The 12679-nt window shown below is 60.0% G+C and carries 8 protein-coding genes and 3 pseudogenes; 7 read left to right on the forward strand and 4 right to left on the reverse strand.

Going from position 1 to position 12679, the window contains the following annotated elements:
* A pseudogene (locus tag Q666_RS53315) lies at positions 1-1389 on the forward strand (type IV secretion system protein B4); the annotation flags it as partial.
* Positions 1390-1427: 38 nt separating this feature from the next.
* Here the strand turns inward: Q666_RS53315 and Q666_RS53320 are convergent.
* Positions 1428-2130 (reverse strand): annotated as a pseudogene (locus Q666_RS53320) (IS6 family transposase).
* A 255-nt stretch (positions 2131-2385) separates the two neighbouring features.
* On the opposite strand from Q666_RS53320, the gene Q666_RS53325 reads away from it, so the two are divergent.
* Genes Q666_RS53325 through dhaL form a run of 4 tightly spaced genes read left to right on the forward strand, consistent with a single transcriptional unit; the run spans position 2386 to position 7679 of the window.
* Positions 2386-3330 (forward strand): substrate-binding domain-containing protein, encoded by a 945-nt coding sequence (locus tag Q666_RS53325; protein WP_022999588.1) that lies wholly within the window; start codon positions 2386-2388, stop codon positions 3328-3330.
* Between the two features lie 56 nt (positions 3331-3386).
* Positions 3387-4916 (forward strand): sugar ABC transporter ATP-binding protein, encoded by a 1530-nt coding sequence (locus Q666_RS53330; RefSeq protein WP_022999589.1) that lies wholly within the window; start codon positions 3387-3389, stop codon positions 4914-4916.
* Positions 4906-5898 (forward strand): ABC transporter permease, encoded by a 993-nt coding sequence (locus Q666_RS53335; RefSeq protein WP_031268856.1) that lies wholly within the window; start codon positions 4906-4908, stop codon positions 5896-5898. Before Q666_RS53330 ends, Q666_RS53335 begins: the two co-directional genes overlap by 11 nt.
* Before the next feature lie 20 nt (positions 5899-5918).
* Positions 5919-7679, forward strand: coding sequence for a dihydroxyacetone kinase subunit DhaL (gene dhaL / locus Q666_RS53340; RefSeq protein WP_022999591.1), 1761 nt, complete (start codon positions 5919-5921; stop codon positions 7677-7679).
* A 53-nt stretch (positions 7680-7732) separates the two neighbouring features.
* Here dhaL and Q666_RS53345 read toward each other — a convergent pair whose 3' ends face one another.
* Entirely contained in the window at positions 7733-8704 is a 972-nt protein-coding gene (locus Q666_RS53345) for a sugar-binding domain-containing protein (RefSeq protein ID WP_022999592.1), read from the reverse strand.
* Positions 8705-9193: 489 nt separating this feature from the next.
* Between Q666_RS53345 and Q666_RS66795 the strand changes: the two are divergent.
* Together Q666_RS66795 and Q666_RS0133600 are read left to right on the forward strand one after the other, a co-directional pair.
* A pseudogene (locus Q666_RS66795) lies at positions 9194-9322 on the forward strand (IS6 family transposase); the annotation flags it as partial.
* 73 nt (positions 9323-9395) lie between these two features.
* Positions 9396-10385, forward strand: coding sequence for an IS5 family transposase (locus Q666_RS0133600; RefSeq protein WP_022999593.1), 990 nt, complete (start codon positions 9396-9398; stop codon positions 10383-10385).
* A gap of 667 nt (positions 10386-11052) precedes the next feature.
* On the opposite strand, the gene Q666_RS53350 is transcribed toward Q666_RS0133600, so the two are convergent.
* Both Q666_RS53350 and Q666_RS53355 read right to left on the reverse strand, forming a co-directional pair.
* Complete coding sequence (locus Q666_RS53350; RefSeq protein WP_022999596.1) at positions 11053-12030, reverse strand: YHYH protein; 978 nt, start codon at positions 12028-12030, stop codon at positions 11053-11055.
* Complete coding sequence (locus Q666_RS53355; protein WP_031268858.1) at positions 12027-12668, reverse strand: PEBP family protein; 642 nt, start codon at positions 12666-12668, stop codon at positions 12027-12029. Before Q666_RS53355 ends, Q666_RS53350 begins: the two co-directional genes overlap by 4 nt.
* Positions 12669-12679 lie beyond the last annotated feature (11 nt).

A 12679-nucleotide genomic window follows, 5' to 3' on the forward strand; every position in this document is an offset into this window, starting at 1 on the left:
CCGCCTGATCGCCGGTTTTCCGCTCAAAACCTCCAAAAAGAAGGCTGCACGATAATGCTGCTTGGTACCTTTTTGACAGGCGCCGCTGCCGTCGGCGCTGCTGCTCTGGTGAGTTCCGGAGGCCGCAAATACCTGCTTGGGGACGTCGAGCAGGACTGGCTGGCGAACGAACTGGAATTTGACCAGTTGCTTGCCGACAACCAAACCGTCTCTCTCAAAGACGGGTCTTTCGTCCGCGTCTTTTCCCTGTCCGGCCTCTCCTATGAGACACGCAACATCAGCGAGCAGGAAGCGCTTGCAAGGGGCCGCGCCAGCAACTTCCATCAGTTCTTGAGTGCCGGGTCCTCGCTGCGTGTTTTTGGCATCAAACGCCGCCGCGATGTGAGCTTCCAGGCTGACTGGCCATCGGTGACCTTGAAGCAAGTCGGCGAAGCGGAACAACGGCTTTACCAGAACGCCTATTCGCTTGTCTGGTATCTGGTTCTCACAACGAAGACCTCCGCGGAACTGGAAAAAACGTCTCGTGGCCTGTTGAGCGGGTTCACGGATTATAACATCCGGCCGGTCCCTGCCGCCCAAGAGCACAATCAACCGTGCGAGCTGACACGTGTTCTGAATTATCTGGTCTGCGGTGAGCTGAAACCCGAGATTGCGCGTCTTAGTGCCGGGATCAGCGCCAACCTGCCCGCCTCTGACATTCACGTATCGACAGACGGTGCGATTGACACGTTTACGCCGCACCAGACGCTCAACCGCGTGATTGCCGTTCGCGGCTGGCCGGAAACCGTTTCCAGCATGCTGGTGTCCCGTCTGCTGGCACTCAGCGGTGAGCTGGAAGTCTGTCAGATCGTCAAGCCGCTCGACAGCACCAAGCAAATCGCCCTTTTCACCCGACAAATCACCGAACAGAAGCACAACTATTTCGGGACGGGTGCTGTCCTGGCCGAGCTGGAAGCGGTCAACGAAGACCTCTTGAACAACTCTCAGCAGCTTCAGGAAACGCAATTCCAGATCACCGTGCGGGCTGGCAATGAGGCCGAGCTGACCTCCCTCATCGATCAGGTTACGTCCATCCTCGACAATGCGCGGATCCGTTACTGCTGCGAGACAGTCGGCGCGGCAACGGCATGGTTCAACCGCATGCCCGGCCGGGACAAGCTGCTGCGGCCGCTCAAGATCACCGAGAGCAATGTCGCGGCCCTGTGGCCGTTCCAGTTTTCGCCAATCGGTCTGTGGTCAAGCCCGTTCGGCGACCGGCCGGTGCGTCTGTTCAAGACCCCCACGGGCCAGAACTACGCCTTCCAGTTCCATGTGTCGGACAAGCCGCAGTCACCGGGCAACTACCTCATGTTTGCCCCGACCGGTGGCGGCAAGGCGTTGTCACGTTAAGTTTGGCAGGCTTAGAAGGGCCGAACATTCCGGAATTTTCAGGCGATGCAGGCCGCAATTTTCCATGCGTCGAACGCTTCGAAGCGATGGTAGCGAATTGTCTGTGCGGCACGGCGGCGGGATGGAATTGAAAAGCAATTGCGAATAGCCGAATGCATGGAGACGAACTGTTGGAGCGCTCCCGGCGACCGGTGGCCTTGCATTGTTCGTTCACGCTTTCGAAACGGCAAGTGACTGTTTTCGGCCCGATTGTTGAGTCCCTTGTGCGACCAGTGGTCAAGGCCAGGGGCCATGTCCGCCTTTGCTGCGCCGTAGGAGCGCAGCTTATCGGTGATGATCCGTTTGGGAACAAAGCCATAGCGCTTCATCAACGCCACCAACAGGCGTTTGGCAGCCCTTTTTGTCGCGGCGCTTCTGTAATATTTCCTCAAGGACGGTGCCATGCTGATCGACCGCGCGCCAGAGCCAGAACTTTTCTCCAGCGCATTTCACGACGACCTCGTCCAGATACCAAACATCGCTAGGGCGGGACTGCCGTTTTCGCAGATTTCGTGCAATCTGGGGGCCGAATTTGGCGATCCAACGACGGACTGTCTCATAGGAAACGTCGATCCCACGCTCAAGCAACATTTCCTCAACTTCACGCAGGCTCAGATTGAACCGTAGGTAAAGCCAAACTGCGTGAGCGACAATTTGCGGCGCAAAACGGTGACGCTTGAAACTGATATCTGATGTCTGCATTGCCGAAATCTACGTCCCAACCGAAACCCTGCCAACTGCAAGCCGGTTAACGTGACAACGCCGATGCGGTCGATGCCCCCACCCAGCGGCATCGACCGCATCAGTTCACTGCTACTCCTGGGGAGTTACGATAGCTCTGAATATATACTTGTAATTTATATTTTACATATGTATTTTATGGAAACCGGCAGTGAGCAGACGCCCTGTCGGCAGAAAGGCCGCTCATGAAAGCGGCGACAGATTTGGGAGGAAATCATGAAAAAGCTCACCGCTATACTGGCGGGGATGGTTATTGCCATGCCGTTGGCCGCTGCCGCACAGGATGTGGCCGGAACTGTCAAGAAAGAGAGCTATCGCTTTCTGATCGTGCCGAAGGTCGTCCATCCGTGGTTCGACAAAGTCAATGACGGCGCGCAGATGGCCGCCGACGCGCTGAAAGCACAGACCGGCGCGGACATCGAGATCGTCTATTCCGCCCCGCAGACCGCAGACGTCGTTCAGCAGGTCCAGATCGTGGAAAGCGCGATTTCGACTAGGCCCGACGGCATCGCCATCGATCTGCTCGATCCGTCGGGCAATCGCGGCTCGCTCGAGGCTGCACAGAGCCAGGACATTCCGCTGGTCATCTTCGACTCGATCCCACCCGAAGGAATGGCAATTCCTTATATCGGTTCGGATTTCTGTGAACAGGCCAAGATCGCTTCTCGCCGGCTGGTCGAGGTGCTCGGCGGCGAAGGCGAAGTCGCCATCATGATGGGCGTACCGACAGCACCGAACCATTCGATCCGCGCCGAATGCCACCGCGCGGTCTTCGCTGAGCATGAGGGCATCAAGGTCGTTGCCGAGGGCATTGACAACGACAGCATCGAGACGGCACAGCAACAGGCGGCCGCGATCATGCAGGCCCATCCGAACCTGGACGGCTGGGTCGCGTCCGACGCCGCCGGACCGATCGGTATCGGCCAGGCGATTATCGAGGCTGGCAAGCAGGATCAGGTCACGCTGGTCGGACTGGACAACCTGCCGGAGATGCTTGACATGATCCGCTCCGGCGTCGCCGACAGCTCTTCCGCCTCCCAGCCGGAACTGCAAGGCTACTGGTCGGTCATGCTGCTCTGGGCACAGGCCACCGGCGCGCCGGTACCGCAGTATCTCGATACGGGCAATGCCTTCCTGACCAAGGAAAACGTAGACGGCTGAGCCGTCTCGCGCGGCCGGCGTTCTGCCGGCCGCTTCAACTTGGCTAGGGAGAAGACATGGCTTATCTCGAGACGCGCGGACTTGGTCGGGACTTCCCCGGCGTGACCGCGCTCGACGACGTCGACCTCAACGTGGAACTTGGCCGGACACACATTCTGGCCGGTGAGAACGGCGCCGGAAAATCCACATTGGTGAAGATCCTCACGGGGGCCGACCGCGCGACACGCGGCACGGTCGCCATAGATGGCAAGAACACGTCGGACCATCCAGACCTGTTCCGCAACATCGCCTATGTGCCGCAGGAATTGTCCCTGTTTGCCGATGTCAGCGTGGCAGAAAACCTGTTCATGCCATTCGACCGCACGGGGCATGGCCCGTTCGTGAACCGCCGCCGGATGGAAGCCGAGGCTCAGAAATATCTCGACAGATTCGGAATCGATGCAAGACCGTCCGATCTGGTTCGGCACATTTCCGTACCCGACCAGCAACTCCTGCAGATTGCCCGTGCCTCGACCAACAAGGACATGAAGGTCCTCATCCTGGACGAGCCCACCTCGGCCCTGACTTCTCGCGAGGTGGAACGCGTCTTCAAGGTGATCCGCGGTTTTCTGGACCGCGACCACGCCATCGTCTTCATCTCACACAAGATGGAAGAGGTGTTCGAGATTGGCGATGACTATACCGTTTTGCGCAACGGCAGGAAGGTGGAGGCGGGCAAGGTCGACGATATCGACGAAGCCGCCTTGATCCGGGCCATGTCCGGTCGCGAAGTGGCGATCGACGACAATTTCCGTCCGACCTGCCCCGTCACCGACACCATCATCACTGTCGACAAGCTGTCGGGACACATGTTCACGGACATCAGCTTTCGCCTCAGACGCGGGGAGATCCTCGGTTTTGCCGGGCTGGTCGGGGCAGGCCGCTCGGAACTGATGCAGACCATCTTCGGCTTTCGCAAGGCGACCTCCGGTCATGTCGAGGTTGAGGGGCGCAAGTGGCGTCTCAACAACACGGCGGCATCGGTGGAGAGCGGCATGCTCTATCTGTCCGAGGAACGCAAACATCACGGGATCTTTCCACTCCTGTCACTTGGTGAGAATATCGGGATTTCCGTGCTGTCCCTGACATCTGGGACCGTCGGCATTGACTTCGGCAAAGAGCACACACTCGTGCGCCGGGTGATCGATGATTACGGCATCCGCGCCAGCAGCCAGGGGCAGCGGATTTCCAACCTCTCGGGCGGCAATCAGCAGAAGGCCATCATCGGACGGGCCATGGCCACGACGCCCCGTATCCTGATTTTCGACGAGCCGACCAAGGGTATCGATATCCGCACGAAGGCGGAAATCTACAGGATCATGAAGCAGCTGGCCGAAGAAGGTGTAGGCATCATCCTGATTTCCTCAGAGATGACCGAACTGCGTCGCTGCGCAAGCCGGATTATCACCATGCATGGAGGCCGCATCACCGGCGACTTCGATGCCGCCGCCACCGATACCGAAACACTGGTCGGCGCGATTTTCGCCACCGGGACCGGGACTGACGCACAGACCCGGAATGACGCAGGGGCTTCCAATGTCTACTGAAACCACCACTCGGACGCGCGCGCCATCCGCGCTTGCGATCCTGGCCCGCAATCCGCTCGCAGGCGTCTTCGTGGCGCTAGTCGTTATCTTTTCAGTCTCGGCCGTGATATCGCCGTACTTCCTCTCAGGCTACAACATGTCCGTGATCGCACGCGGACTGGCATTTGTCGGGCTGGTCACCATCGCGCAATCGTCGCTGATGATCCTGGGAGAGCTTGATCTGTCGCTTGGTACCATCGGCGGCCTGTGCGGCGTCGTCTCCGGCATGCTCATGGTGCAGGCGGGCCTGCCCTGGGGCGCGGCCGTGGTTCTGGCGCTGCTTCTGGGAATGACTCTCGGCTTCCTGAACGGCTTTCTGGTGACGGCGCTCGGGCTGCATTCTCTAGTGCTGACCATCGGCACGGCAGGCATCTACGGCGGCGCAATTCTCGTGCTGACCAAGGGGGTCGCCATCACGGGCATCCCGCAGGGAATTCAGTTTCTGGGCCGGGGCGACGTGTTCGGCTTGCCGGTTCCATTCCTGATCATGCTCGTCATGTTGGCCATCGCTCTTTTCCTGACGATGAAGACGTCGATGGGTCGCTACATGTATGCCATCGGCAACAATGCGGCGGCCGCGCGCATGCTGGGCATTCGCGTCGACCGGATCCGGCTGCTCGTCTTCACCTTCGCCGGCATGCTGTCGGCGCTCGCAGGCCTGTTGATGGTCGCCCGTCTCGGCACGGCGCAGCCTTCCATCGGCCAGTCCTGGGTGCTGGCGCCGATCGCCGCGGCGGTGATCGGCGGGGTTGCGACAACCGGTGGCGTCGGATCGCCAATCGGCGCGATCTTCGGTGCCGGCATCATCGCCATCATCGAGAATATCATCGTCCTGTTCGGCGTTTCGCCCTATTGGCAGGGTGTCGTCTCCGGTGCCATCGTGGTCCTCGCGATCTCGTTCGATGCGATTTCCCGCCGCTATATTCGCCGCGACGGCGCATGACCTGACTAAGTGGAATTCAAATGACAAAGACCAAAAAACTCATCAACGCGCCCGAGGACATCATCCCGCAGCTGATTTCGGGCATGGTGGCGGCACATCCCGACATGCTGACGCGCGAGGGCGGCACGGGACGGGCCATTGTCGCCGTCGACGGACCGCGCGACGGCAAGGTTGGCATCGTAGTCGGCGGCGGCTCGGGTCATGAGCCGGCCTTCGCGGGCTATGTCGGACGCGGACTGGCCGATGCGGCCGCCGTCGGCAACATCTTCGCCTCGCCCTCCCCCGAACAGATCCTCGACGCGGCCCGCGCGGCCGACGGCGGTGCAGGTGTGCTCTTCCTTTACGGGAACTACACCGGAGACGTGATGAATTTCACCATGGCCGCGGAGGAGCTGGAAGCAGCCGGAACGCAGGTGCGCCAGATCCAGGTTGCCGACGACGTGGCGTCCGCGCCCAGGGAACGGCGCTCGGAACGGCGCGGGATCGCGGGCGATTTCTTTGTTTTCAAGATTGCCGGAGCCGCCGCCGACTTGGGTGAGCCGCTCGCCCGGGTGGAAGCGCTCGCCCGCAAGGCCAATGACACCACGCTGTCGATGGGCGTTGCCCTCGGGGGTTGCTCCCTGCCGCAGACCGGCAAGCTGAATTTCGAGATCGGTGACGACGAGATGGAGATCGGCATGGGCCTGCACGGTGAGCCGGGCATCCGCCGCGAGAAATTGGCCCCCGCCGATCAGGTGACCGACGAGCTGCTCGACGCGATCCTGTCCGAAATGACGCCGGAAAAAGGTGACCGGGTCGCGGTGCTGGTCAATGGTCTCGGTTCAACCTCGCTGATCGAACTCTACATCATCTTTGACCGACTCAAGCAGATCCTGGACGAAAAAGGCATTGAAATTCATCATTCCTGGGTCGGCGAATATGCCACGTCCCTGGAAATGGCCGGGGCTTCGATCACGCTCATCCAGCTGGACGACGAACTGACGACACTGCTGGACCACCCCTGCAGAACACCGGCCCTGACGGTCGGCGCCGTCGAGGGCGCGGTGGCAAACAGCGCCCGGTCGGTAAGAAAAACCGCCCTGACCGGCGAGCGGCCGGGCAAGACCAAGGCCGTCACGGACCTGAAGCGCGAAGGCGCGATCACCCCTCCCGTGTTCCGCGCCATGATGCAACGCGCGGGCAACGAGATCATTGCCGAACGCGACTGGCTGTCCGAACTGGACGGTGTCATCGGAGACGGCGATCACGGCGTGACCATGGAAATCGGCTGGAAGGCAGTCCAGAGCGCGCTCGCCAATGCCGAGGAAGACGAAACCATCGAAGGCAGCTGCAAGCGCATGGCCAAAGCCTTCCTGGACGCGGTGGGGGCGTCATCGGGGCCGCTTTACGCTACCGCCTTTCTGCGGGCGGGAGCCGCGGTCAGCGACTGTCTGAACCTGGATGCCGATGCCCTGGTGGAATGGCTGGCAGCTGCTCTGCAGGGTGTACGCGATCGGGGCCGCGCCGATCCCGGCGACAAGACGATGATCGACGCCTGGGTACCCGCAGTGGAGCGCGCGCGGGAAGCCGCGGCAAACGGCTCCGAGCTCGACGTCATCAATGCCGCGCGAGACGGCGCCGAGGACGGCATGAAGGCCACGGCCGCTCTTGAATCCCGGCGCGGCCGCTCTGCCAAGCTGGGCGCGCGATCCAAAGGGCATATCGACCCGGGTGCGGCTTCGACCTGGATCACACTGCGTGCGATGGCCACCGCTCTTGCGGAAGCCCGGCAGCCCGCGTAACGGCAGGGAGCGTGGATCACGGCGGATGGTCCACGCTCTTTTTTTATCCGATGCTATCGTGGCCCGGCCATCAGAGCGCGGGCTACGGCTTCGTTGGTGGCAAGCCGGTTGACATACCCCGCGCGCAGGATCGCACGGATGATCTGCACTTTCTCGATGCCGCCCGAAACCAGCATCGACATCGGCTTCAGCTTCAGTTTCTCGGGACTGAGCGCGATGATCGAATCGTTCAGGAAGTGATCGACCGGACGTCCCTGCGCATCCAGAAAACAGCCCAGGAACTCGCCGACTGCCCCCCCTTTCAAGATGTCGTCCAGATTGTCCTTGACGACCCTGATCTGCGTCAGCGTCGTATCCTCTGCCAGCGAACCACATGAGGTGATGCCCAGATCGGCAATCTCGGTCCGTGCCAGCACATCGGTCAATTCGTCGATCAGCAACAGGGCTTCGCAGCTTTCGGGCGAGGCACAATAGAGCGGTGCGGTCAGATAATGGCACTCGACGCCGAGCTTGCGGGCAAAGCTGGTGGCCACCTCGAAGGTATTGGTGCCGGATGAACGCGTGGCACCACCGGTCATGCCGACGACCCAGCTGTCCGCATGCGGCCGAGCGTTCAGACGGCGCACTGCAAAGCTGAGAGTTCGGCCTGTCGCGATACCGATGCCCAGGTCGCGACCGTCGATCAGGCCGCTGGCCATCGCTCCCGCCGCTTCCCCGATGACACGTTTCTGTTCCAGAAAGTCGGGCACGTCCGGGACGACCGTAGCCTCCGCGAGCCCGTAGCGCTCAGCGACCGACTCGGCCAGTGCGATGCAATCGCTGAGCGGAAGCCTGACATCGATCTGAACCGCGCCATCCTCGCGCACCTGCCCGATGATCTTGTTCACCCGCAACCGGGTCATGTTCATCTTGGCCGCGATTTCCTGCTGAGTCAGGCCACCCACGAAGTAGAACCAGGCCACCCGCGCGCGCTCCAGCTGTTCCGGAAGGCTGTCGATCGGATCGTCCACGTTCGCTTCATCCATCTTTCGTTATGGCTCCCCGGGCCGCGCCGGCACACCGAACACAACGAGCCGGCGCGAGGCACATATAGGCGGGTCGGTGGCGAAAGAACAATAGAAGATATTCTGGCCAGATTACTTCCCGGGGTCCTGGCCACTTGCTGGAACAAGTTCAGTGCTGACGACGAAGCGGTTGGCAACGCCGAGCACACCGTCTTGATTGGATAGGATCGTGTATTCCGCTCGCTGTGAAAGCAACCGGAAATACCCGCTGCCCAGAGAACCTCCACAAATGAAGGCAGACACCGCTATCCGGGCCTTCTACCCGTCGCGTCCTTCAGTCGTGCCAGCCCTTGAGCCAGCGGGCGCACGGGAGCGGGTTCCCGTGTCTGTTGCTCGTGCGCGAGATGCGCCGTCGGCGTCCACCTGCGTTCCGGCCGGAAGTCTCGGCAGCGTTGTCACGTTAACTAGCTTGCAGTTGGCAGGGTTTCTGGTTGGACGTAGATTTCGGAAGTGCAGACATTCGATATTTGTTTCAAGCGTCACCGATTTGCGCTGCGAATTGTCGCTCATGCAGTTTGGCTTTACCTACGGTTTATTCTGAGCCTGCTTGAAGTCATGGAAATGTTGCTTGAGTGTGGCTTTGGTGCATGAATGAGAATTCAACGATTTCTGCTTATTCGGTTGCGATCGAAACCAACTTGATTGGTCCAGCATGCCCTATAAACATAACGCCAGTCGCCGCCATCACATCGGCAAGATGAAGTTCAAGGTAACGAACTGGGCGGAGTATGAGGCGGGCCTTCACCGCCGCGGTAGTTTGACTCTTTGGATGACGCCGGAAGCTTTGGCGGGCTGGACTGCCCCGCGTCGCAAGACGCGTGGAGGCCAGTCGCTTTACTCTGATCTGGCCATTGAGACGACGTTGATGCTGGGTATGGCATTCGGCCTGCGACTGCGCCAAAGCGAAGGTCTTTTAAGTTCGGTGCTTGCGCTGATGGGACTGGATCTGCGTGTGCCCGATCACACGACACTCAGTCGGCGGGCAAGAACCTGGATGCCAACTGTCGAGCGACGGGCTGCGCCAGATGCACCGCTTCACGTTCTGGTCGACAGCACCGGGCTGAAGATTTATGGCACCGGTCAATGGCTGGAAGAAAAGCATGGGACAAAGTCCCGGCGTGGCTGGAGAAAACTGCATCTGGCTGTCGATGCTGACAGTGGCGAGATCATTGCCCATAGCCTGACAGATCAGGAAACCGGCGATACCTCGCAGCTGAAGCCGTTGTTGGATCAGATCGATGATGAGATCGACAACTTCACGGCCGATGGAGCCTATGATGGCTACCCAACCTACGACGCTGTTTTCCATCACAGCGCAGGCGCAAGGGTCAACATTCCACCGCGCTCGAACGCGGTTGAACGGCCTATTGTCCAAGCATGCCGCCAGAGAGACGACCACATAACCTCCATGCAGAAAGATGGCCGGCTGAAATGGCAGGCATCAACCGGCTACGACAAACGAACTTTGGTTGAAACCGCGATGTGTCGATACAAAGGCATTTTTGGACCACGTTTGCGCGCTCGGTTATTCCTCGCTCAACAGACAGAGGCTGCAATCGGGGTCACGATTTTGAACCGAATGCTCGCCTGCGGACGCCCGAAATCCGTTTGTTGCCAAGCATCGGCGGGAGCAACCAAATAAGCGGCCCCATCAATGAACGAGCTCCGCTCATCGGCTGATCCGCGCACCAACGCCATAATACAGTCAAACCGCATGGGCGATGATTTCGGCAGGAAAGCGATGACGCTTGTAGCTGATTGCGGACGTACTCATGCTCGCGCCTCTACAACGCAAGGCGCTGACCGGAAGTTAACGTGACATCGCCTTATGGACTCCGCAGATCACGCAGAATGCCGCTACGCCTGCGGCTTGCTCGAAAGCGGCATCGTCAAAACGCTTGTGGTGGATGGCGATACAGCGCGTGCAATTCACAGGATCTCCGGGGAGCAAGAGTGAGCAACAAGTTGGCAATACCGTCCGGAGTGCTCGGCCAAGCGCAATCCAGTCGTGTATTCCGAGCCGCAGATCGCGGACGGATATTGATCGAGCAAGCCAGTTTTTGCCGGCACCAAAGTCAGTGCACTGCGGTCTTGTCGAGGTCTCCCGCACCGGTGTCGACCGCCGTGCAGCGCGGTCCTGAAAGGCTATGAAGCAGGCCGTTCACAACAACGTCGCCGTCCCGGGCTCGACCCGGGACCTTCCCTCCGGCGCCACAAACCATCGTCCCGATGGACCGAAGACCGGTCATGCACTAACATTCAAACTGGACCACTCAGGTGGGGCTGATCACCTAAGGTCACATGCCGTTTCATCTGCAAAACTCGCCAGTCATTTCTTTGCCGCCATTGGTAACAGTTCGCGTCGTGAAATCGTAACAGCCCGGCGTCTCGGACGGCGCGTAGCGGATGTAGTAGCTTTCGCCGCGATAGGTATAATCCATGCTGCGACTGCCGTCGTCTTTCTCGGTGAAAACAAGGTCCTCAACGCCGCCGCGAGGTGGACGTCCCGGTTGCGTACCTGCACCTGACGCGGCTTTGAGCGGCCCGACGCGGGGCAAACGGTCGAAATCGGCCACCTGTCCCATCAGGCATTGAACGATATAAGGAGCGTCGGACGACGTGTGGTACCGGTAGCCAAAGGTGGCGTCGGGCTGACCGTTGCAGATGTCCAGGTCGCCGTCCGCGATCGGGGAACCGTCGGGGTTGTTGTTCCCGTAGATCGGGTAGCCATCGAATGCCCAGCCGATGATGGCGTCATCTCCCTTGTTTTCCATCTGTTCGATCATGCAGGTCGGAGCCATGTGGTAGTGGTAATCGTCGCCGCGCCCGGCATGGCCACCGCAGACATCCAGTTGATGTGTCTGGTACGTGTCGTGCTGTGCCTGATGGTGGGCGAGGTCGGCCTCGGCCATTTCGCCTCCGGTGGTATAGTCGTAGATCGGTACGCCGTTTATTGCGACGCCGAGCGCGGCATCCCGCGTCAGAGGCGTGTCAGTCAAAACAGGGTTTAGAATAATCGGCGCCGCATATTCTGCAGGCACGGGCACCTGTTCGTTTGTGCCAACGATTCCAGTCATCATCTCGTGATCAGGGTAGGTGTCCGATGAAATGACAGCATGATCGTTAGTGCAGGTCACGGTGACACTGTCGTCAAAACCGGCATCCGCAACAGAGGCCTTCACGGCGGAGCAATGATCATCGTGGGCCGCGATCGGAACGGTAGCGTAACCGAAAAGGATCAACGTAAACGCGCTGGCGGCGAAGGCGGAATGAACCGGCTGTTTCATTGGACTGTCACCCGGCAAAGGACTGTGTTGCTTTGTTCAAGATCGGGACCCCAGATGAATTTTGCCGTATCGAGCCAGTCAATCCGGTCATAGCCGCCCTTGGGATCAACCGCACGGGCCGGATACACGATAGCCTCAGGCCAGTCGGAGGTGTCGAACCCGGGCTGATCCCAACCGGCCGGTTCGTCCAGCGCCGCGAAGCCACAGGCCCCTTCGCCCGCGACCGGGTTTGCCGAGCGTTCGCAAGACTTATCGAGAGGAGCGGTGTGCGTAACAAGGCACTGCCAGCCGGAATCGCTCACCACGACGGTATCGCCCGCAGCATCTCTGATCTGGAGGATCACGCCGCCATCGCCCATCTGCTGCCGCCTGGTTCCGATGTACTCCAGCCCGGTATCGTTTTCCTTGAAATCCTTGGCGACAAGGCCGATCACGAAGGGCCGGTCGGCTTCGAATTCAAAACTCTCCGCATTGAAGGATCGCTCGGTCGTGATCGGCACACTGTCTTCAGCGACTTGCAGACCGTCAATCCGCATCTCGAACCAATTGTCGGCCCAGACATCGGCTGAAAATGTCTCGGCGTTGAGGGAGGTAGCGGAAGCGGCTATCAATGCCGCTGCAATAAGGGGTCTTTGCACAGTCAGTCCTT

This window comes from Labrenzia sp. C1B70, assembly GCF_000475395.1.
Taxonomy (GTDB): Bacteria; Pseudomonadota; Alphaproteobacteria; order Rhizobiales; family Stappiaceae; genus Roseibium; species Roseibium algicola.